General features: G+C 76.2%; 19 protein-coding genes. 12 read left to right on the top strand and 7 right to left on the bottom strand.

Annotated elements, in window-relative coordinates:
• Positions 1–23: 23 nt before the first annotated feature.
• The 4 genes from ACZ3YO_RS24880 (at position 24) to ACZ3YO_RS24865 (ending at position 1,949) form a co-directional block, all read left to right on the top strand.
• Positions 24–260 carry a DUF2277 domain-containing protein gene (locus ACZ3YO_RS24880; RefSeq protein WP_331741143.1) on the top strand — a complete coding sequence of 79 codons (237 nt, stop codon included), beginning with the start codon at positions 24–26 and terminating at the stop codon, positions 258–260.
• 69 nt (positions 261–329) lie between these two features.
• The gene (locus ACZ3YO_RS24875; RefSeq protein WP_331741144.1) at positions 330–566 is read left to right on the top strand and encodes a DUF6296 family protein; all 237 of its coding nucleotides are present in this window, start codon (positions 330–332) and stop codon (positions 564–566) included.
• A gap of 153 nt (positions 567–719) precedes the next feature.
• Positions 720–1,004, top strand: a complete 285-nt coding sequence (locus ACZ3YO_RS24870; protein WP_331741145.1) for a DUF427 domain-containing protein — start codon at positions 720–722, stop codon at positions 1,002–1,004.
• A gap of 36 nt (positions 1,005–1,040) precedes the next feature.
• On the top strand, positions 1,041–1,949 hold the full coding sequence (locus tag ACZ3YO_RS24865) for a hypothetical protein (protein WP_465573094.1): 909 nt from the start codon (positions 1,041–1,043) through the stop codon (positions 1,947–1,949).
• Between the two features lie 156 nt (positions 1,950–2,105).
• On the opposite strand, the gene ACZ3YO_RS24860 is transcribed toward ACZ3YO_RS24865, so the two are convergent.
• The 5 genes from ACZ3YO_RS24860 to ACZ3YO_RS24840 all read right to left on the bottom strand — a co-directional run bounded on the left by ACZ3YO_RS24860 (position 2,106) and on the right by ACZ3YO_RS24840 (position 6,407).
• Positions 2,106–2,390, bottom strand: coding sequence for a hypothetical protein (locus ACZ3YO_RS24860; RefSeq protein ID WP_331742599.1), 285 nt, complete (start codon positions 2,388–2,390; stop codon positions 2,106–2,108).
• 181 nt (positions 2,391–2,571) lie between these two features.
• On the bottom strand, positions 2,572–2,733 hold the full coding sequence (locus tag ACZ3YO_RS24855; protein ID WP_331741147.1) for a hypothetical protein: 162 nt from the start codon (positions 2,731–2,733) through the stop codon (positions 2,572–2,574).
• Positions 2,734–3,046: 313 nt separating this feature from the next.
• Positions 3,047–4,258, bottom strand: a complete 1,212-nt coding sequence (locus ACZ3YO_RS24850) for a cytochrome P450 (protein WP_465573225.1) — start codon at positions 4,256–4,258, stop codon at positions 3,047–3,049.
• Between the two features lie 172 nt (positions 4,259–4,430).
• On the bottom strand, positions 4,431–4,640 hold the full coding sequence (locus ACZ3YO_RS24845) for a ferredoxin (protein ID WP_465573092.1): 210 nt from the start codon (positions 4,638–4,640) through the stop codon (positions 4,431–4,433).
• A 225-nt stretch (positions 4,641–4,865) separates the two neighbouring features.
• Positions 4,866–6,407 carry an ATP-dependent DNA ligase gene (locus ACZ3YO_RS24840; protein ID WP_465573090.1) on the bottom strand — a complete coding sequence of 514 codons (1,542 nt, stop codon included), beginning with the start codon at positions 6,405–6,407 and terminating at the stop codon, positions 4,866–4,868.
• A gap of 378 nt (positions 6,408–6,785) precedes the next feature.
• Here ACZ3YO_RS24840 and ACZ3YO_RS24835 point away from each other — a divergent pair, with 378 nt between their 5' ends.
• From ACZ3YO_RS24835 to ACZ3YO_RS24825, 3 genes are all read left to right on the top strand, one after another.
• The gene (locus ACZ3YO_RS24835; protein ID WP_465573088.1) at positions 6,786–7,319 is read left to right on the top strand and encodes a GNAT family N-acetyltransferase; all 534 of its coding nucleotides are present in this window, start codon (positions 6,786–6,788) and stop codon (positions 7,317–7,319) included.
• Between the two features lie 222 nt (positions 7,320–7,541).
• The gene (locus ACZ3YO_RS24830; RefSeq protein WP_465573086.1) at positions 7,542–8,516 is read left to right on the top strand and encodes a CAP domain-containing protein; all 975 of its coding nucleotides are present in this window, start codon (positions 7,542–7,544) and stop codon (positions 8,514–8,516) included.
• 204 nt (positions 8,517–8,720) lie between these two features.
• Positions 8,721–10,379 carry a sigma-70 family RNA polymerase sigma factor gene (locus tag ACZ3YO_RS24825; protein WP_465573084.1) on the top strand — a complete coding sequence of 553 codons (1,659 nt, stop codon included), beginning with the start codon at positions 8,721–8,723 and terminating at the stop codon, positions 10,377–10,379.
• Between the two features lie 87 nt (positions 10,380–10,466).
• On the opposite strand, the gene ACZ3YO_RS24820 is transcribed toward ACZ3YO_RS24825, so the two are convergent.
• Positions 10,467–10,718 carry a hypothetical protein gene (locus ACZ3YO_RS24820; protein ID WP_465573082.1) on the bottom strand — a complete coding sequence of 84 codons (252 nt, stop codon included), beginning with the start codon at positions 10,716–10,718 and terminating at the stop codon, positions 10,467–10,469.
• 177 nt (positions 10,719–10,895) lie between these two features.
• On the opposite strand from ACZ3YO_RS24820, the gene ACZ3YO_RS24815 reads away from it, so the two are divergent.
• Complete coding sequence (locus tag ACZ3YO_RS24815) at positions 10,896–11,996, top strand: baeRF3 domain-containing protein (RefSeq protein WP_465573080.1); 1,101 nt, start codon at positions 10,896–10,898, stop codon at positions 11,994–11,996.
• Between the two features lie 50 nt (positions 11,997–12,046).
• Here ACZ3YO_RS24815 and ACZ3YO_RS24810 read toward each other — a convergent pair whose 3' ends face one another.
• On the bottom strand, positions 12,047–12,472 hold the full coding sequence (locus tag ACZ3YO_RS24810) for a nuclear transport factor 2 family protein (RefSeq protein ID WP_465573078.1): 426 nt from the start codon (positions 12,470–12,472) through the stop codon (positions 12,047–12,049).
• Between the two features lie 298 nt (positions 12,473–12,770).
• Here ACZ3YO_RS24810 and ACZ3YO_RS24805 point away from each other — a divergent pair, with 298 nt between their 5' ends.
• From ACZ3YO_RS24805 to ACZ3YO_RS24790, 4 genes are read left to right on the top strand one after another with little or no spacing between them, the layout of a single operon-like run.
• Positions 12,771–14,069: a hypothetical protein gene (locus ACZ3YO_RS24805; RefSeq protein ID WP_465573076.1), complete on the top strand. Its 1,299-nt coding sequence runs from the start codon at positions 12,771–12,773 to the stop codon at positions 14,067–14,069.
• Entirely contained in the window at positions 14,066–16,147 is a 2,082-nt protein-coding gene (locus ACZ3YO_RS24800; protein ID WP_465573074.1) for a VMAP-C domain-containing protein, read from the top strand. The genes ACZ3YO_RS24805 and ACZ3YO_RS24800 overlap by 4 nt, the downstream gene beginning before the upstream one ends.
• A 41-nt stretch (positions 16,148–16,188) precedes the next feature.
• Positions 16,189–17,268, top strand: coding sequence for an AAA family ATPase (locus ACZ3YO_RS24795; RefSeq protein WP_465573072.1), 1,080 nt, complete (start codon positions 16,189–16,191; stop codon positions 17,266–17,268).
• Complete coding sequence (locus ACZ3YO_RS24790; RefSeq protein ID WP_465573070.1) at positions 17,265–21,278, top strand: TIR-like protein FxsC; 4,014 nt, start codon at positions 17,265–17,267, stop codon at positions 21,276–21,278. Before ACZ3YO_RS24795 ends, ACZ3YO_RS24790 begins: the two co-directional genes overlap by 4 nt.
• Positions 21,279–21,373: the final 95 nt, after the last annotated feature.

Genomic DNA, 21,373 nt, shown 5'->3' with positions numbered 1-21,373 from the left:
CCCCCGCGCGCGAAACTGGGGGCATGTGCCGCAGTATCAAGACCCTGAGACCACCCGTGACGCCCGACCCCTCCGAGGAGGACTACCGGGCGGCCGCGCTCCAGTACGTGCGGAAGGTGTCCGGGTTCCGGGCCCCGGCGGCGCACAACCGGGAGGCCTTCGACCGCGCCGTGGACGCCGTCACCGAGGCGACCGCCAGGCTACTGGCGGAGCTGGAGGTGCGCGGCGCGCCCACGCGGACCGTTCAGGCCTCCGCCTGACCGGGCGGTCACAGCAAGCGGCGGGCCGGACCGAGGCCGGCCCCCACCAGCAGGAACAGGAGGTCGGCGATGAGCCCCGCGGACCGTTACGCGCTCACCTTCCCGGGCACGCCCGGCACCCAGGCCCCGCAGGACGTCGTCGTGGTCATCCGGACCAGCGCGACCGGCCCCGGCGGGCACCCTGTCTACGAGGACGCCAGCGGCATCGTCCGGGCCGAGATCAGCGACTCGGGCGAGGTCCGGATGCTCGCCAGTGGCGGCCACCAGTCCCCGCACTTCCCGGTCCACGCCCAGCCGCTCCCGTGACGCCCCCGTCGGCCACCCGCCTCACGCCCTCGCCGGCGCACCCGCAGACCGGGCCGCGCCGGCGCGCCCGCCCCACCGGGCCGCGGCAGCGCACCCGCCCACCGGGCCCGGGGGCCCCTCCCACGGCACGCGGCCGTCCGGCAGAATCGCCGCATGACCACAGCGCGCTGGCAGGGCACGGTCATCGCCGAGAGCGATGACACCACCGTCGTCGAGGGCAACCACTACTTCCCGGCCGAATCGGTCCGCACCGAGTACCTGCGGCCGTCCGACACCACCACCGTCTGTGGCTGGAAGGGCATCGCCGAGTACTACACCCTCCACGTCGACGGGGAGGTCAACCCCGACGCCGCCTGGTACTACGCCGATCCGAAGGCGGAGGCGGCGCACGTCCGCGGCCGGATCGCCTTCTGGCGCGGAGTGGAGATCACCGAATAGGGCGTACCGCCGCGCGCCACCGGGTACCCGCACAGCATGGCAATCTTCAGGAAGCCGGGACGCTCCGGGCAGCCGAAGCCCACCCCGGAGCCCACCCCGGGGCAAGTCGCCGAAGAGCTGGCCGAACTGGTCGAGGAGCTGGAAGAGCCCACCGCCGGTCCGGCGGACGGCGGTCCCTCCCGGCAGGTCGCCGAGTACCAGGTCGAGTCCCGGGCCGAGCGCGGCCGGCGGCGGGGCGCGACGCTGGTCGCCTCGATCGCCAAGCTGATCGGCGCCGGCAGCCGGTCCGCCGCCAAGGGCGCGGCGTACGGCGGCCGGGCCATGGCCGACCAGCTGATGCAGGCGGCGCCGCGCATCCCGGTCCGCAACCTCGCCACCCTCCGGGCCCAGCACCCCACGGCCGCCGACGCCGACCGGCTGGCCGCGCTGCTGATCACCGGCGCCTCCCGCGCGTCCGCCGCGCTCGGCGCCGGCGTCGGGGCGGCGGCGATGCTGCCCGTGCCGCCGGCGATGGCGGTGGAGATCGCCGCCGAGACGCTCGCCGTGGCGGCCGTCGAGATCAAGCTGATCGCCGAGCTGCACGAGGTCTACGGCGTCCGCGCCCAGGGCAACGTCACCCAGCGGGCGTCCGCCTACGTCGCCGCCTGGGCCAACCGCCGGGGCATCGATCCGACGCTGCTGGTGAAGCCGGCCGGGCTGGCCGCGATGGCGCTCGGCGCGGAGGTCCGCCAGCAGGTCCGCAAACGGCTCACCCGCAGTACGCTGCGCCGCCTGCCCTCACTCATCCCGCTGATGGTCGGCGCGGGCATCGGCGCCACCGTCAACCGGCGCGACACCCGCAAGGTGGGCCGCCAGGTCCGCGATGACCTGCGCTCCCGCCGCCCCGCCGACGCCGCCTACTGGTCCGCCGCCGCCCCGGCCCTGCCGGGCGAGACGGCTCCCTGAGGGGGCTCCCCGAGGGACACCCGGCGGCGGCCCCACAGGCGGCGGCTTCGGGCAGCCGACCCCGGCGCCCGGGCTTCCGTGAGCCGGGACGAGGCCGGGCCCCGCCCCGGCCGGGGGCTTGCCCAGCCAGGAGGGGGCCCGGAAACGCGGCCCGCGTCAGATACCGGGCGCCTGCGGGGCGGCCGCCCCGCGACCGGCCTTGACGGCGTTCACCATGGCCTGGTGGATCGCCCTGGCGGTGATCTCGTCCGCCGCCGGGACGGGGCTGCCGGACACGGTGTACCAGTCCAGCGCGCCGGTGTACTGCACGGTCAGGCGGGCCTCGCCGTCCACCCAGGTGGTGTGCACGGTGAGGTCGCCGGAGATCGGACCGACCTCCGCGGTGGTGACCCCGCCGGGCCCGCTGATGATCGACTGGGTGGTCCAGGTGGCCCAAGACATCCGCGGATCCCCGGGCGGCTCGGCCGGCCGGCCGCCCTGCGCCGCTGCTGCGCCCTGCTGCTGCTCGCTCATGCGCCCATCCTCCCCCGCCGGTCCGCCGCCGATGCGGCAGCGACACCCGCGGTCGCGGAGGCCGCCCGTGCACCGGGCGGCCTCGTGGAAACTCATTCGTCGCGGACGGTCAGCTGCGTGCCTCGGGTTCGTCCAGAGGCTCGCCCTCCGCCTGCGAGGTGTCCTGCGCGTGCTGGTTCTGCATCGAGGTGATGCCCTCCTCCGGGTCGGCGGCGCGGACATCCTCCTCGCGGTCGACGCTCACCTCGGACCGTGCGCTCATGTCGGTCATCGCGGGCTCCGTCTCCTCGGCCGGACCGGGCACGTCCGGGTGCGCCGTGGTGCGGGTGGCGCCGGGCGGGCGCCGGACCGGGTCTCTGTCTCGCCCTTCCAGCCTGCCCCCGCGCCCGCCCCACGGCCAACCGGGCCTGGACATTCGGCCAGGCCCTCGCGGGCCGCATGCTGCCGGTCGCGGGTGTCGCCGTCCCACGATGCCGGGCCCGCGCGGCGTCGTACCGCCGTCGTCCCGCGCGGAGTCGTCCCGAGGTGCGGCCCCGCCGTCGTCCCGCGCGCCGTCGCCCCCGCCGTCGGCCCCGCACTGCGGCTCACCAGGTGACCGGCAGCTCCCGCAGACCGTGAATGAGCGAGTTCGAGCGGAAGGCCGGTTCGTCATCCGGCGCCGCGAGCCGCAGTCCGGGCAGCCGGCGGAACAGGGTGGGGAGCGCGATCTGCAGCTCGGCCCGGGCCAGCGGCTGACCCAGGCACTGGTGCACGCCGAAGCCGAAGGCGAGATGGCGCCGCGCGTCCCGGTCCACGTCCAGTTCGTCCACGGGCCGGGTGCCCGGGGTGCCGAACAGCTCCTCGTCCTGGTTGGCGGTGGAGAGCATCGCGATCACCCCCTCACCGGCCCGGATCAGGGTGCCGCCCAGCTCGACGTCCTCCACGGCGAGCCTCGGCAGGCCGGTGTGGACGATGGTGAGGTGGCGCAGCAGCTCCTCCACCGCCCCGGGGACGGCCGCCGGGTCGGCCAGCCGGGCCGCCTGCCCGGGGTCGCGGAGCAGCAGGAGGGTGGAGAGCGCGATCATGTTGGCGGTGGTCTCGTGCCCGGCGAACAGCAGCAGCAGGCCGGTCGAGGCGATCTCCCGGAGCGAGAGGTCGTCGCGGGCGACCAGCCGGCTGAGGATGTCGTCGCCGGGCCGGTGCCGCTTCTGCGCGGCGAGGCCGCCGAGGTAGTCCAGCATCTCGCCCTGGGCCAGGGCGACCTCGTCCTGGCCGGTCGTGGTGCTGATCAGCACCCGGCTGAGCTCCTGGAACATCTGCCGGTCCTCGTAGGGGACGCCGAGCAGCAGGCAGATCACCAGCGAGGGCACCGGCAGGGCGAAGCGGGTGACCAGGTCCGCGGGGCCGGCGTGCTCGGTCATCCGGTCCAGGGCCTCGTCGACGATCTGCTGGATGCCGGGCCGCATCGCCTCCACCCGCTTGACCAGGAAGTCCCCGGTGACCATGCGACGCAGCCTGGCGTGCTCGGGGTCGTCGAGGCGGAGGAAGCTGGGGTTGGCGGCGGCGAGCTCGCGCCGGCCGGGGACGAGGCTCGGGAACTCCGGCCGGCGGACGTCCGCGCTGAACCGGTGGTCGGAGAGCACCGTGCGCACCTCGCGGTAGCCGGTCACCAGCCAACAGGAGGAGCCGTCCAGCAGCTCGGCGCGGGTGACGGAGCCCGCGCGGGCGGCCTCGGTGTAGACGGGCGGCGGGCTGAACGGACAACGGCTGTCGTGGGGGGCGGGCAGCAGCGGGGCGGAGGCAGGGGCGGTGGGCATGCTCGTCAAGGTGGGATCTCCTTGCGTGGCAGGTGGCAGGTGGTGACTGAGGGCCGCCGGTGTCGATGGGCAACCGGGCCCCGGTGTCCGGAGGTCGGCGGGGCGGGCGGCGGGCGGCGGGCTCCGGGGTGTCCGGAGGTCGGCGGGGCGGGCCGGCGGGCGGGTGCGGCTGCTACGCGCCCCGGTCGTCCTCGGTGACGGTGATCGCGCCACCCGGGCAGAGCTCGGAGGCGAGCCGCACGTCGGCGTGGCGCGCCGGTGGCAGGACGGTCAGGCGCAGTCTCACCAGGCCGTCCTGGTCGTCCTGTTCGAAGACCTGCGGCACGGTCAGGACGCACTGGCCGGAGCTGCAGCAGCGGTCCGGGTCGACGCTCACCTGCATGTACGGACACCTCTCAGTGGTGTGGCACCGGATCGCCCGGGCCGGCCGCCCCCCGCAGTCGTTGTCAACCTAACCGCCGCTCTGTCGCACACGAAGGGTGCGTCGCCGCTTTCGCGCAGAATGGCCGATTCGCTCCGATGGAGAATGCCCTTGGTCTGGAGGATGTTTGAGAGATCGTCAGCACGGGTGTGCGGACGGGGCTCCCGGGTGGCGGCGGACTGCCCCTCAGAGCCCCTCCGTCGCGGCGATCTCCCGGACGGTGGCCACGGTGTCCGCCTCGGCCGCGCTCTTGTCCGGCCGGTAGCGGAGCACCCGGGCGAACCGGAGGGCCAGCCCGGCGGGGTAGCGGGGGCTGCGCTGGACGCCGTCGAACGCGATCTCCACGACCAGTTCCGGCCGTACCCGCACGGTGTACGAGTCGCGTTCGACCTCGCGGGCGAGGAGTTCCGTGGTCTGCCAGGCGAGCGTCTCGTCGGTCAGGCCCTTGAAGGTCTTGCCGAGCATCACCCACGGACCGAGCCCGGGCTCCCCGGCGGCCCGGGCGCCGAGATGGAGGTTGCTGAGCCGGCCACGGCGCCGGCCGCTGCCCCACTCGGCGGCCAGCACCACCAGGTCCAGCGTGTGCCGGGGCTTGACCTTGACCCATCCCGCGCCGCGCCGGCCGGCCGCGTAGCCCGCCGCCGGATCCTTGGCCAGCACGCCTTCGTGCCCCAGCGCCAGGGTCTCCCGGAAGAAGGCCAGCGCCTGCTCCTGGTCGCCGGTCTCGGTGCGCGACACCCGCAGCCCGGCCGGCACCGACTCGGCCAGGGCGGACCAGCGCTCCCGACCCGGCCGGTCCACCAGGTCCTCGCCGTCGCGGTGCAGCAGGTCGAAGAAGTAGACGCTGAGCGGCACTTCGGCCCGCAGCCGCTCGGGGTCCTGCCGGGAGGCGGTCCGCGCGGCGGTCTCCTGGAACGGGCGCGGGCGTCCGTCCGGGCCGAGCGCGATCGCCTCGCCGTCCAGCACCGCCGAGCGGACCGGCAGGGCGAGTGCCGCCTCGGCCACCTCGGGCACCCGGGCGGTGATGTCGTCCAGGCTCCGGGTGAACACCGCGACGTCCCGGCCGTCCCGGTGCACCTGGACCCGGATGCCGTCGAGCTTCCACTCCAGCGCGGCCGGGCCGATCCGGTCGAGGGCGGCCGCGACGTCCGGCGCGGAGGCGGCCAGCATCGGCCGGACCGGGCGGCCCACCTCCAGTCGGAAGACGTCCAGCGCCGGCGCCCCGCCGGTCAGCGCCGCCTCGGCGACCGCGCGGGCCGAACCGCGGAACATCAGCGCCCGTCGCACCGCCGCCGCCGGCACCCCGGCGGCCTGGGCCACGGCGTCCGCCACCACTGCGTCGAGTGCGCCCTGTCGCAGCTCGCCGACCAGCACCGCCCGCAGGAACGCCTGCTCGACGTCGGTGGCCCGCTCGAACAGTCCGGCCAGCAGCCGGCGGCGCTCGACCTGCGCACCGGCGCCGTGCACCCCGGCGATCGCCTCCAGCGTCCGCTCGGCCTCCCGGACGCCCAGTGAGGGCTCGGCGGCGGGCGGCGGCAGGTCGCGCAGGGAGGCCGGGCCGATGCCGGTGCGCAGCCGGTGCGACTCGCCGGAGACCAGCGCCACCGCCGCCGGGGCCTCGGCCGGGCCGAGCTCGCGGAGGCAGTCGGCCAGCAGCGTGATCTTGGCCCGGCGGCCGGGCTCGCCCGCCACGGCGCGGGAGGTCTGGGCCAGGTGACGGAGCAGCATACGGGGCTCCTCGGGGGTGGTGGTGCAGGTCGGATGCGTCGGGTCGGATGCGCCGGGGCATGCCAGGGCGTCGGTGCAGGTCGTCGGTGCAGGTCGTTGGTGCAGATCGTCGGTGCAGATCGTCGGTGCAGATCGTCGGTGCAGATCGTCGGTGCAAGGGCGTGCGCGGGCTCCAGCATCGGCGACGAGCCCGTCCCGGACCACAGGACACGCCTTCGCGGGTGGCAGTCTGGCTGCGCCGCTGTGGAGCGAAGCCCGCCGTGCTCTTGTCCGCGACGTCCATCTTCGGCGGCCCGACGGACCGTCATGCTGGCGCGATACCGCGCGCGGTGCACCGCCGCGTGCCGACCGTGGTCCACCCGACACCTGGAGGCCGAGATGACTCCCCAGACCGCCACCGCCGCCGCGACCGTCACTGCTACTGCTGCCGCGACCCCCGCCGCGACCGCCTCCGCCGCCCGCTGGAGCGTCGGCGCGCCCGAGAGCGGTGACTTCGCCGCCTGGCGCGAGCTGTTCCGGGGCTACTGCGCGTTCTACCGCGTCCCGATGCCGGAGGAGAAGGCGGAGCTGGTCTGGTCCTGGCTGACCGACCCGGCGCACGAGCTGGACGGCCTGCTGGTCCGCGACGCCGACGGCACGCCGGTCGGGCTGGCCCACTACCGCCCGTTCTCCCGACCGCTGCACGGCGCCGTCGGCGGCTTCCTGGACGACCTGTTCGTCAGTCCGGACGCGCGCGGCGGCGGCGCGGTGGACGCGCTGCTCGCCCGGCTGCGGGAGATCGCCGCCGAGCGCGGCTGGAACGTGGTGCGGTGGATCACCTCCGACGACAACCACCGGGCACGCAGCAAGTACGACCAGGTCGCGACCCGGACCATGTTCGTCACCTACGACATGGCGCCGGACGAAGCCTGACCGAACGGCCCGCCCGGAGCGCCCGCTCCACGAGTGCCCGCCACGAGTGCCCGCCCATGGGGCCCCCATGGGGGCCGGACGGGGGCCCGGAGCGGGCCCGCGACCCCGGAGCCGACCGGCAGTCGGAAATTCGTTCGTGTTTTCTGTTATCGACACGCCGCCACGGGGTCTCCCAGGTGTCGGCACTCGTACCGGCCGACCCGACACAGGAAGCGTGCCCAGGTGAACAGCGAAGACAGGACGACCATCCTTCCCGCGTCCGGCCACCACGCCGCGGCCGGCGGCCGTGCTGCGCGCCGCGCCGCCGACCGGCGGCGCGGGCGGGGCCGCCGCGGCCGGGGCGTCGGCCCGGTGGTGGCCGTTGTCGCCGCGGTGGCGGGTACCGGGGTGCTCGCGGCGCTCGCCGGAGCCGGGTACGCCGTCTACGGCGGGGCCGGGAGCGACCGGGACGCGGTGGCGTTCGAGCCGCAGATCGCGGCGGAGGCCGGCGATCACGAGGGCATACAGATTCCCGGCGCCGGCGGCTTCGACCCGGCCGTCGCCGCAGCCGGCGGCAGCCCGGCCGCCACCGACGCGGCCCACGCCGCCTCCGGTGCCCCGGCCACCCCGTCGGCCACCGGTGGGACCACGGCCGCTCCGACTCCCTCGGCCACGGGGTCCGCGAAGCCCACCGCGTCCGCATCGAGCGCGGCCGCGTCCGCCAAGAGCCCCGTCGCCTCGACGAGCAGCGCCGCCAAGGCGGCCGCGAGCGCCACCGCGACCTCCGGCCGGACCGGCGCCCCGGCCCCGGCCGCCCCGGCGAGCGGCACCGCAGCCCAGTACGCCCAGCAGGTCGTGGACCTGGTGAACGCGCAGCGCGCCGAGCACGGCTGCGGCCCGGTGACCGCCGAAACGCGGCTGGCCACCGCCGCCCAGGGCCACAGCGAGGACATGGCAGCCCGCAACTACTTCGACCACGCCAGCCCCGAGGGCTACCACGCCGACCACCGGATCGAAGCCACCGGCTACCGCTGGAGCAGCTGGGGCGAGAACATCGCCCGTGGCCAGAAGGACCCGGCCGCCGTGATGGACGCCTGGATGAACAGCCCCGGCCACCGCGCCAACATCCTCAACTGCTCGTTCAAGGAGATCGGCGTAGGGGTGAAGACCGGATCCGGCGGCCCCTGGTGGACGCAGGTGTTCGCCTCGCCGTCCTGACCGCGGAGTGCCGTCCCTGGCCCCGGCGGTCCCACCGCCGGCCACGCCGGGCGGGCCGGTCGGAGCCCCGTCGGGAGGCCGTCCCCGGCCCCTGTCCCCGACCCCGTTTTCCGAATCCGCGCAAATTGTTGTTATCTGAGCATTCCCCGAAGGTCTCCGAGGAGGCAGCGGCGGACGGATGACGGCAAGACGGAGTGCGGACCCATGAACGTTGACGTGCAGAACCGCACCGGGACGACCCTGGTGCTGGCGGCCCAGGCGGGCGACCGGCAGGCCCAGGAGGCGCTGGTCGCCACCTGGCTGCCGCTGGTCTACAACGTCGCCGGGCGCGCGCTGAACGGCCATGCCGACGTGGACGACGTCGCGCAGGAGACCATGATCCGGGCGCTGGACGGCCTCGACGGGCTGCGCGACCCGGAGTCGTTCCGCTCCTGGCTGGTCGCGATCACCATGAACCAGGTCCGCCGCCGCTGCACCGGCCAGCAGCAGAGCACGGTCGGCGGCCTCGACGAGGCCTGGGAGCTCGCCGACCCCCGGGCCGACTTCACCGACCTCACCATCCTGCGCCTCGGCCTCTCCGGTCAGCGGCGCGAGGTCGCCGAGGCCACCCGGTGGCTGGACCCGGACGACCGCGAGCTGCTCGCCCTCTGGTGGCTGGAGGCCTGCGGCGACCTCACCCGCGCCGAACTGGCCGAGGCGCTCGACCTGACGCCGCAGCACACGGCGGTCCGCGTCCAGCGGATGAAGAAGCAGCTGGAAGCCGGCCGGGTCGTGGTCCGGGCACTCACCGCCTACCCGCGCTGCCCGGAGCTGGGGGAGCTGACGGAGGGCTGGGACGGCACCCCGAACTCGGTCTGGCGCAAGCGCATAGCCCGGCACATCCGCAGCTGCGCCGCCTGCGACCGGCTCGGCCGCGACCTCTTCCCCGCCGAGGGGCTGCTGGCCGGCCTGGCGCTGGTGCCCGTCCCGCTGGACTCGCCGGTCGCGTTGTCGTTCCAGGCCACGGCCGCCACCGTGACGCCGGGCAGTGCGGCCGACGGCGGAGCGGCGAACGGCGGAGCGGCCCACACCGGCGCAGGGAACGGCGGCGCAGGGAACGGCGGCGCCGCGAACGGCGTGGCCGGAGCGCCGGCCGACCCCACCGGCGGCGGGAGCGGCCCGTGGAGCGCGCTCACTCGGGGGAAGGCGGCCGTCGCGGGCGGCGCGGCCGCGGTCCTCGCCGTCGCGACCCTCGCCCTGGTCTGGCCGCAGCACTCGCAGCCCGAACCGGCCGCGCCCGAACCGACCGCGCCGGCCGTCGCTCCCGACCTCGTCCCGGCGGCCGCGATGCCCCTGCCGCCCGCCCCGGAGCCGTCCGCGCCGCCGACGCCCTCGGTGACGGCAGCTTCGGTGCCCGCCGAACCGGCGCCCAGCGCACCGCCGACCACCGCCGCCCCCGCGCCGTCACCGACCGCGGCCCGCCCGACGGCGACCCCGCCCAGCCCGGAACGCCAGCTGGTGGACCTGGTCAACGCCGAACGCGCCAAGGCCGGTTGCGGCCCGCTGCGGATCGACCCGAAGCTGCACACGGCGGCCCAGAAGCACGCGGACGACATGGTGGCCCGCAACTTCTTCGACCACGTCAACCCGGACGGCGCTCGCGCCGACGCCCGCCTGAACGCGGCCGGCTACCACTGGTCGCGGTGGGGCGAGAACCTCGACCGGGGGACCAGCGCCCCCGCCACCGTGTTCTCCCGCTGGATGGACGGCGGGATCCACCAGACCAACATGCTGGACTGCGCTTTCAAGGACGTCGGCGTCGGCGTCGCGACCGGACCCGCGGGTCTCTACTGGACCCAGGACCTCGGCGCCCCGCTCGGCTGACGGGCACACGCCCGGCCACTGAGTCCGGCCGGGCACCGCGGTTGCCCACCCGTGCGACTGCTCACCCGCGCAGCCGGTCGCATGTGGTCAGGCGGGCAGCCCGACCAGGCCGTCCGCCTGACCCGTCACATAGCCCGTCTTGTCGGCGACCACGCCGCCGGCGTCACCGACCGGCCCCTGGACGGCGCCAGGGGCCTTGGTGACGGCCCCGCCCTGCTGGAGCGGCCCGGTGAGGTCGCCCTGCCCGCCGACCGCACTCGCGTGCGCACTGGGAGCGGTCAGGGAGGCCACGACGCCCACGGCGAGCGAGGCGACGGCGAGCATGCTGCGCTTCTTCATGCCCCGTCCAACGATGCTCCGCCACCCGGGTTACGGCCCGGGCATCGGGACGACCGACGGGTTTCCGGTGGCGGGTGGCATAGGAGGGCGGTGGGATGGGGAGGGGTCGGGGAGCAAATCCGGCGAAAGCCGAATTTTCCGACTACGCCCAGCCAACCGCGACAAGAAGGGCAACCGATGCACGCAGCCGAGCTCACGCCAGCCGTCCTCGCCGAGCTGCGCCGCCCCCGGCGCTACCCGGCCGTCTCCGTCCTGCTGCCGACCCACCGCAGCGAGCCCGACAACACCCAGGACCCGGTGCGCCTGCGCAACCTGATCGCGGAGGCCAAGAACCGGCTGCACGCCGACGAGGCGGTCTCCCGGGCCGACCGGCTGGACGTGGTCGAGCAGTTGGACCGGGCCCTGCGGGAGGTCGACCTGGTGCACGCCGAGGACGGTCTGGCGATCTTCGCGGCGCCCGGTGAGCACCAGGTCTGGTCGCTGCCGCGCACCGTGCCGGCCCGGGTGGTGGTCTCGGAGACCTTCCTGACCCGCAACCTCGTCTCCGCCTACACCGCCGGCGCGCCGTACTGGGTGCTGACGGTCGCCGCCGACCGGGTCGCCCTGTTCGGCGGCACCGGGCCGCGGCTGGCCGAGCACACGGGGGGCCGCTTCCCGCTGGACCAGGTCCGCCCGAACTGGGACGTCGAGCGCCAGGAGCGGATCGGCGACGTTCCGAGCACCTTCCGCGACGAGGAGACCCGCCGGTTCCTGCGCGAGGCGGACACCGCGCTCGGCGCCCTGCTGGAGTCCGACCCGCGTCCGCTCTACGTGCTCGGTGAGGCCGCCGCGCTCGCCCTGCTGGACGAGGTCGGCACCGCGGTCAAGCGCGCCGCGGCCCAGGTGCCGCGCGGAGGCCTGGGCCACGCCTCGGCCGCCGCCGTCGCCGAGGCCGCCCGGCCCACCGCCGAGCAGCAGGCGCGGCGGGCCGTCGCCGAGTTGCACGAGCGCCTCGACCAGGCCATCGGCGTCAAGGCGCTGGCGAGCGGTATCGACGAGGTCTGGCAGAACGTCTCCGAGGGCAGGGTCGGCCTGCTGACGGTGGAGGAGGACTACTGGGAGCCCGTCAGGGTGACGGACAACCACCTCGTGCCCGCCACCGCCGGTGAGCCGGACGTCCGCGAGGACATGGTGGACGAGATCGTCGAACGGGCGCTGGACACCGGCGCCACGGTGCAGTTCGTCCCCGCCGGCGAGCTGGCCGACCGTGGCCGGATCGCCGCTGTGCTGCGGTACTGACCACCGCCCGTTCCGGGGGCCCGGCCACAACCGGCCGGGCCCCCGGCGGGTCAGCGGTAGAACGTGCGCCCGGCGGCGCCCGAGGAGACCGACCAGACCTCGCTGATCAGGCCGTCGGTGATCCGCAGGGTGTCCGTTCCGCTCCGGGCCACGTCCGCGCCCTGTTCGTCCGTGAACGTGGCGAGGTAGGGGCGGGCGACCAGCCCGGTCGGCCGGCCGTCGACCATCGCGAGGTCGACCACCGCCACCCCTTCGGATACGAAGCGCAGCCCGGGGCGGCGGCCGTGCCAGCCGGCGATGAGCGCGGCGAGTTGCCCGGGCGTGTGCGCGTCGTCGAAGGCCTCGGTGCCCGCCTGGGCGTAGCGCAGGGTGAACTCCGGGGCCATGATCTCCGCCGCCAGGTCCGTTTCGCCGTTCCACATCGCCGTCCAGCGCTCGTACGCGCCGACGCCGAACCGCCGCAGTTCCTCACCCATGAACGTCCCCCTTGTCCGTATGTGTTCGTACTGTTCGTACCTGTTCAGTCGCTCGCGACGGTAGCAAGGGGGACTGACAATCCAGGGTGCGCAGGGTCCGAAGGGGCCCGAAGGTCCGGTCGCCGGCCGGTCCGCAGCCGCGGCGGTCGCCCGGGCCTCGACCGGCGGGCCCGCCGCCGCGTGGATGTGCGGCGGACCGGCTGCCGCGTGCCGGCGGGCGGCGCTAGGGTGCTGAGCGGACGATCGGACCATCGGACCCACCAGGCCCGGGGGAGCCGGCGCGGAGCGTGGGGGCGGTATGCGATTCCTGTTCGTACACGGCACCGGGGTGCGGCGTGAGGGGTACGACCCGCTGTTCGAGCTGGTCGCCCGCGAGTTGACGGCCCGGTTCCCGGACGCCGTCGTCGAGCCCTGCTACTGGGGCGACGACCACGGCGCGACGCTGGCAGCGGGCGGCGCCTCGATCCCGGGCTTCGCCGGCCTCCCGGCGCCCGCCGCAGCGGCCCCGGCACAGCCGGAGGCACTGGTCGACCGGGTGGACGGCGGCTGGACGCTGCTGCTGGTCGACCCGCTCTGCGAGCTGCGGGTGCTGGCCCGGCTCCCGGTCGAGGACGACGGGTTCGGCGCCCCCGGGGCGCGGACCCCGGGCGAGGCCGTCGCGGACCGGCTGGCTGCGTTCGCGCACCCCGGGGCGGACCATGACGTGCTCGACGGTGTCAGCGAAGAACTCGCTGAACTGAAAGCCCTGTTGGCCGCCACCGCGCTCACCCCGCACCTGTCGGGGGCCCTCCGCCGGGTGGCCGCCGCCGAGGACTTCGCCGAGGCCTGCGAGCGGGCCGTCGACCCGGTCGCCGGCGCCGAACTGATCGCCGTCACCGCCCGCGCGCTCACCGCCGAACTCCTCACCGCGGCCGGCCCCGGGGCACTCTGCACCGCCGACGAGCGCGACCGGCTGGTCGAACTCCTCGCCGACCGCCTCGGCGGGGCCGCCCGCGGACCGCTCGGCCGGGCGGCCGGGGTGCTCGGCCGGCTCGGCATGCGGCTCGGCGGCCAGCGACTGCTCGACCGCCACCGCGGCGCCCTGACCGTCGGTGCCACCCCCGCGCTCGGCGACATCCTCCGCTACCAGGCGCGCGGCGGCCCGCTCCGGGCCTTCCTGGCCGAGCGGATCGCCGCCGCCCCCGGACCGACCGTGGTGATCGGCCACAGCCTCGGCGGCATCGCCCTGGTCGACTGCCTCGCCCTCGCCGCGGTCCGCCGGGAGGCCCCGGCCGGGCTGCGGCTGCTGGTCACCGTCGGCTCCCAGGCGCCGTTCCTGCACGAACTCGGCGCGCTCAACGGTCTGGAGCCGGGCGACGCCCTGCCGGCCGGGTTCCCGGACTGGCTGAACGTCTACGACCCGGGGGACGTCCTCGGCTACCGGGCCGGGCCGGTCTTCCCCGGCGACCGGCGGGTCACCGACCACGAGGTGAGCAGCCGTCAGCCGTTCCCGTACTGCCACAGCGCCTACTTCAAGCTCCCCGCCCTCTACGACCGGATCGCCGCCGCGCTGGCCGGGAGCGCGCCCGCGAGGCCGGCCGCCGGAGCCGCCGGGTGAGGCAGCTCGCCGGCGACGACGCCGAGCACCTCGCGCCCGAACGGGTCTTCGCCCTCGTCGTCGGCATCGAGTCGTACGGGGTGGGCGCCGACTGGGACCTCCGCGGCCCCGCCCGGGACGCCGTCCGTTTCGCCGAGTGGCTCACCGGCCCGGCCGGCGTTCCCGCCGCCAACGTCCGGCTCTTCCTCTCCCCGCTGCCCGCCCCCGCCGGCCCGGGAAGCCCGCCCGCGCCCGCCGCAGCCGCAGCACGGCTGCCCGCCCACCGCCCCGCCACCGGCAACGAGATCGAGGACGCGCTGCTGCGCGAACTGCCCAAGTGCGACGGCGACCTGCTCCTCATCTACTGGGCCGGTCACGGCTACGCGGGCGACGACGACCAGCTGCTGCTGCCGTTCGCCGACGCCTCCGCTCCGCCGATCCGTCACCTCGACCTCGACTCCGCCCTGCGCTTCTGGCGCTCCAGCAAGGTCAACCAGCGGTTCCGCCGGGTGGTCTCGATCGGTGACGCCTGCCGCCTCGACGTCCGCACCGGAGCCGGCCCCACCTTCGGCCGGGTCGACTACGGCAACGGCCGCCCGGTGCGCAGTCGCAGCACCTTCGTCCTCTACGCCGCCCGGCCCGGCCTGCCCGCCCAGAACATCGGCGGCGCCGGCCGGCTCACCGACACCCTGCTGGCCAGGCTGGCCGCCCGCAGCCTCGACGAGAGCCTGCGCCACCTGCCCGACATCGCCCGCGAGGTGCACGCCGATCTCGCCGCGCTCGCCGACCGGGGCCAGGCCTGGCAGCAGATCCAGTGGCGCATCAGCGACTGGGACGGCAATCCGGTCACCGACGACGGCTGGCCGCAGGAGCCGCCCGGCGCGCCCCGGCTCGACGACCAGGCCTGGGCCGAGCTGCACGGGCTCCTCCCCGGGCCCGGCCTGCCACCGGACGCCTACCGCGCCTACCGCTGGGCCTTCGAGGCGGCCGGCTGCGCCCCGCCCGGACCGGCGCTGCCGGCCGCCGAACCGATGGCCGTGGTGCGCGACCTCGACCGCCGGCTCGGGTCCGGCTCCCGCCGCCTCCCGCTCCCGCTCGCCTTCGTCCGCTACCTCGCCGCCCGCGAGGAGGACCGGGCCCGGGCCGAGCGGCTGGCCGACTGGGTCCGGCGCACCGGCCTGCGGCTCGGCGCCGACGCCGTCCCCGCACCGCCGGCGCGGGAGCGCGACGGCCGCGCCGAACTGCACGTCCAGCTCACCGAGTCCGCCGACGAGGACGCCTACCTGGTCCGGATGTGGCTCCACCGGCGGGGCTTCGAAGCCCTCTGGGAGTCCGCCCGCCCGATCGCCCTGGCCGCCGTCCGGGAGGAGCTGGTCCGGCAGTTGTTCGGCGCGGCCGGCCCCGAGCTGCGGCGGATCGAGTTCCACGTCCCCGAACCGCTGCTGGACGAGGAGTTCGAACGCTGGCCGCTGCCCACCCGCGGCCGCCGCTCCGCCGAACTCGGCACCTCCTACGAGGTGGTGGTCCGCTGCCCCGAGGAGCGCACCCACCAGTCCGGCCACCGGTGGCGGCGCAAGTGGGCCTGGTACCGCGAACACGGCGGCCGCCACCCCGACGCCGTCCACGCGCTCACCGGGCGCACCCCGCTCGGCCCCGGCCTCGCCGACCGGCTCGGCGCCGAGGGCCACCCGGTCTGCGCCCTCCTCGACCGGCACGGCACACCGCTGGCCGACCGGCTGGAACTGGTCCTGGACGCGGGCCTGCCGATCGCCGTCTGGCGGCGGACCGGCGCGGAGTCGGCCTGCTGCCCCGGGTCCGAGACCCTCGCCGCCCTCCTCGCCGCCGTGACCGACGGGGCTGACGGTGCCGGCGCGGCCGACGCCGACGCCGACGCCGACGAGGCGCGCGCGGCGGACGCGGCCGCCGGCTCTGCCCCCGCCCTCGCCCCAGCCCTCGACCTCGACCGGCTGCCCGACGCAGTAAGGAAGTTACGGATCGGATCGGCCCCGGGCGGCTGCGCCGACTGCCCGGCGGGCGCACGCCTGGGATTGCTCTGGGACGACCCCGAGCACCGGCCCCGGACCAGATCGCTGTCCTGACGGGGGATCGCCCTCCGGCCTGGAAGGGAAGGAAGCAGCATATGAAGGACTGGTGGATCTACCAGGGCGAGGGCACCCCGGATGCCCGCCTCGCCCGGCTGGCCGGCAAGCAGCCGCCCTGGCGCGACTTCGACGGCACGCCGGACCCGCAGTACCGGCCGCCCGGCCCCTCCGGGCACGCCTGGGACCGCACCGCCCGGCGAGGCACCGGCTACGTCGCCGACGAGGCCGAGACCGACGCCGTCAACACCGCCCTCTACCTGAGCCGCCCGCTGCTCGTCACCGGCAAACCCGGCGTCGGCAAGTCCACCCTCGCCTACAGCATCGCCACCGACCTCGGCCTCGGCCCGGTCCTGCACTGGCCGATCACCAGCCGCAGCACCCTGCGCGACGGCCTCTACCGCTACGACGCGATCAGCCGACTGCACGACGCCAACCTCCAGCAGCTGCACGGCGGTTCACCGGCTCAGTCGGCCCCCGACCGCTCGCGCTCGATAGCCCCCTACCTGCGGCTCGGCCCGCTCGGCACCGCGCTGCTCCCGCAGGAACGCCCGCGCGTCCTGCTGGTGGACGAGATCGACAAGAGCGACATCGACCTTCCCGGAGACCTGCTCACCGTCTTCGAGGACGGCGGCTTCGAGATCCCCGAACTCGCCCGGATCGCCGCCCGCGAACCACGCGTACGGATCGGCACCGACGACACCCCGGACGCCGCGGAGGGCCTGCGCCCCGCCGATACCACCGTCGCCGTCGACCACGGCCGCGTCCAGTGCCGCGCCTTCCCGATCGTCGTCCTCACCAGCAACAACGAGCGCGACTTCCCGCCGCCCTTCCTCCGCCGCTGCATCCGCCTGCACGTCCAGCCACCCGGCCCGGCCCGGCTCGAACAGATCATCAGACAGCGGCTCCACCTCCCCACGGACCTCGACGACCGGCGCCGCGACCTCGTCCAGGGCCTGATCCGCGCCTTCGACGAGCGGCGGGCCGAGGGCGACCTCGCCACCGACCAGCTCCTCAACGCCGTCCAGCTCCGGCTCAGCGGCGCCTGGTCGGACGACACCGAGCGCGACGTGTTCCTGCAGACCGTCCTGCAGAAGCTCACCGGTCCGGCCTCGCCGTGACGGACCGGCTGCTGCGCGCGCTCGCCGACGCCGACGCCGCCTCGGCCGCCGGCCTGGGCGCGGAGGAGCTGGCCGACGTCCTCTGGCTGGCCGGCTGCCTCGGCGGCGCCGCCCTCGACCGGCCGCAGCGCCCCGCGGGCCCGGCCGACCCGGCCGCGGACCCGCCCCCAGGACCAGGCGCTGCCGCCGGCCCGGGACCCGCTCCCGGCCGCACCGGCGGGCCGCTCGAACAGCACTACGCCACCGCCGACCTGGCCGCCCCTGGCGGCACGGAGCCGGGCCCCGGCGCCGCCCGCGGCGACCTCGTCCGCGTCGCCCGCGCCGCCGCCCTCGCCGACCCGCTCGCCGTCATGCGCGCCCTGCGCCCGCTCGGCCGCCGCACCCTCGCCCACAGCCGTGGTGAGACCGAACTCGACGAGGAGGCCACCGTCAGCGCCGGCGTCGACCAGCGCCTGCTGGTGCCCGTCCTGCGCCCCACCCCCGGCCGCTGGCTCGACCTCGCCCTCGTCGTCGACACCCACCGCTCGATGACCCTCTGGCACGACCTGGTCGCCGAGCTGCGCCGGGTGATCGCCCAGACCGGCGTCTTCCGCGACGTCCGCACCTGGTACCTCAGCGGCACCGAGGCCGGGGGACTGCCCGGCCTCGCCGCCCGCCCCGGCGGGGCGCCGCGCCGGCCGCAGGAGATCGCCGACCCGTCCGGCCGCCGCCTGGTCCTGGTGGTCACCGACACCGTCGGCGCCGGCTGGGGCGGGCCCGCCCTGGACGCGGTGCTGCGCGGGTGGGGCCGGCACGGGTCCGTCGCCGTGCTCAACGTCCTGCCCGAACGCCTCTGGTCCCGCGGCGCCGTCCGCCCCACCCCGCTCTGGCTGCGCGCCAGCGGCCCGGCAGCCCCCAACGCGGGCTGGGAGGCCGCCGCCACCCGCCCGCGCGGGCGCTCCCACCGGCGGCTGCGGGCCGCGCCGGGCGACGGGGCCGGCACGGGGGTCCGGCCGATGCCGGTGCCGGTGGTGGACCCGAGCCCGTCGTCGCTGGCCGCGCTCGCCGCCCTGGTGTCCGGCGGTGGCCGGCGCGGCCGGCTCAGCTGCCTGCTCGCCGGCGGGGCCGGACCGGTCCCCGCCGTCGATCCCGCCGCACCGCCGGCCGCCGCCCCCGCCACACCGCCGGCCACCGCCGAACTGGCGCTGAAGCAGTTCCGCGAGACCGCCTCTCCACTGGCGCAGGAGCTGGCCGGCCACCTGTCCGCCGTGCCGCTGGTCCTCCCGGTGATGACGCTCGTCCGCCGGGCGATGCTCCCGCAGGCCGACCACGGCCACCTCGCCGAGGTCCTGCTCGGCGGCCTGCTCGCCCCCTGGGAGGCCCCACCGCCCGGCACCGACCCCGACGGCGTCGAGTTCGACTTCCTGCCCGGTGTCCGTGACGCCCTGCTCGGTGCCCAGCGCCGCGAGGACGTCGCCGAGATCCGCCGGACAGTCCGGCACCAGGTCGCCGCCTACCTCCGGTCGCGCCGCACCGCCGCCGCCGACTTCTTGGCCGGCCACGTCGCGGACGGAACGCGGGCCCGCGCGGTCGCACCGGGAGCGCTGCCGTTCGCCGAGTCGGCGGGGGGTGCCGCCGGCCGGGAGTCGCATCGGGTGGCCATGTCGGTCGCCGAGGCCCTGGAGCGGCCCGAACTGCTCGGCGTCAAGCCCGCGGACCGCCCGCCGGACGAGCCCCTGCCGACGCTGGTGCCCTACGTCCGGCGCGAACTGGACACCGCCGTGGCGGAGCTGGTGCGGCGTGGCCTGGCGAGCGGGACCACGGTCGTGCTGGTCACCGGCGCCCGGGCCACCGGGAAGACCAGGGCGTGCTTCGAGGCGCTGCGCCGCCTGCCGGCCGGGTGGCGGCTCTGGCGGCCCGAGCCCGAGCCCCCGGGGGCGGGCGCTGCCGGGCTGGACGGGATCGGACCCCACACGGTCGTCTGGCTCGACGAGGCAGTGGAGGTGCTCGCCGCCCCGCGGGCCGGCGGCGGCGGGCCGGCCCACCAGCTGGCGGAGCTGCTCGCCGACCGCTCCCGAGGCCCGGTCCTGGTGCTCGGCACGCTCCGGATGAAGGACCCGGACGACAGCCCGCGAGCGAGGTTCGCCGGCAGTCTCCTGCAGCGCCTCCTGGACCGGGCCCGGGTCCACGTGCCCGAGGAGTTCACCCGTGAGGAGGCCGACGCCGCCGCCCGGCTCGACCCCCGGCTCGCCGAGGCGGTCCAGGTGGCCCGGGATCGCCGGGTCGTCCAGGTGGTCGCGGCGGCACCCGGGCTCCGGGCCGGCTTCGAACAGGCGCCCGTCATGGTGCGCGCCGTCCTGGACGCGGCGCTGGACACCCTCCGGCTGGGGCACCGGCGCGCGTTGCCCGACCGGCTGCTGGAGGCGGCGGCACCCGGCTACCTGAGCGGGTACGGGCGGAGCAGCGGGCCGGAGGACTGGTTCGGGGGCGCGATGGCCTACGCGACCTCGCAGGAGGCCGGCCGCGTCGGGCTGTTCCGCGCCGACCGTCGGACGGCCTCCGGCGCTGCCGCCGACGGCTTCTCGTACACCATGCATCCGCTCGTGGAGGGCTGGCAGCACAGGCGCCGGCCACCCGGGCTGATCCCGCCGGAGACGCTGTGGCAGGCCCTGCTCGAGCACGCGGACCGCGGGGACCTTCTCCGCCTCGCCCAGGGGGCCCGGGGCCTCGGCGCGGACGACCGTGCCGAGGCGATCGAGGCGGCGGCGGACGCCTACCTCACCCGCCGACTGCCGCGGTTGCCGGCCGTGGGGGGCGAGGACGAGGAGGACGTGGTCCGGCCGTACTTCTACCTCAGCCATGCCCACGCACCGCCCACCGAGGGCCGGATGGACCCGGGCTTCTGGGTGCGCAAGCTCTGCGAGGACCTCAGCGACGCGATCCTGCAGCTCACCAACGTGCCCGACGGAGTGCCTGTCGGGATGATGGACGACGGGCGCAGCCGGGGCGCGTCCGAACGGCGGGCCCAGGCGCTGGCGACCTGCCGGGTGTTCGTCCCGCTGTACTCGCCCCGGTACTTCGCCAGCGTGCCGTGCGGCCGGGAGTGGCACGCCTTCACCCGGCGGCAGGTGTTCCCGGTGAGCGCCGACTCGGAGCGCAGCAGCGGCATCGTCCCGGTCCAGTGGACTCCGCCGACGCGCCACCGGCTGCCCGAGGCCGCGGCTCAACTCCAGGTCAACCAGGGCGGCTTCGGCCCGGACTACGCGGCCGAGGGCATGTACGCCCTGATGACGATCGGCTCCTTCCGGTCCGCCTACGACCTGGCGGTGCACCGCTTGGCCCGGCGGATCGTCAAGGTGGCGGAGGAGACGGTGATCCCGGTCGGCCGCGTGCTCGACCTCGCCACGCTGCCCAGCGCGTTCGAAGACGCGACGCCGCCGCGGGAGCTGCGGATCCTGGTGCTCGCCTACCGGCGGGACGAAGTGCCGCCCGGGCGGAGACCCGACGCCTACGGGCCCCGGCGTACCGACTGGAACCCCTACCGGGGTGTGCTGGCGCGCTCGCTCGCCGAGCACACGGAGGGCCTGGCCCGGCAGTGGGGGTTCAGCCCCTCGGTCCAGGACTTCGAGCCGGAGGCGGAGCGGCTTCTGGAGGACGGGGCGCCCGCCGGCCCGACGGTCCTGCTGCTGGACCGGTGGGCGCTGCGGGACACCCGCCGGTTCTCGCTGCTGCGGCGCGTCAGCGCACGGAACACGGGCTGGATGGGCGTGCTCGAGCCGTGGAGCGCGGACGGTCCCGGGGCGGCCGCCGACGCCTCCGAGCCGGCCGCGCTCAGCCGCCGTGCGCTGTCGGCCGGGGAGGCCCTGCGGGCCGGGCAGACCCACAGCGGGCAGCAGACCATCGGCGGCCTGGACGAGTTCGAGGAGGCCCTGCCGAGGGTGGTGGCGAGGGCGGAGCGCGCCTTCAGGGAGGGCCGGTGGGGCCACCCGGACAGCGCCGGGGAGGGGCACCCGCGGATCGCCGATGTGTGACCGCGACGGCCCGGTCGGCCGGTGGGGCCCGTGACCGCGCGGGGCCACGCGCCCGGACGGCCGGGCCGGTGCGGTGGTGCGCCCCCGGCCGGGAG

The organism is Kitasatospora sp. NPDC022785, assembly GCF_055561295.1.
The sequence above is the reverse complement of the archived record's forward strand: the minus strand, read 5'-3'. Positions and strand labels throughout refer to the sequence as shown.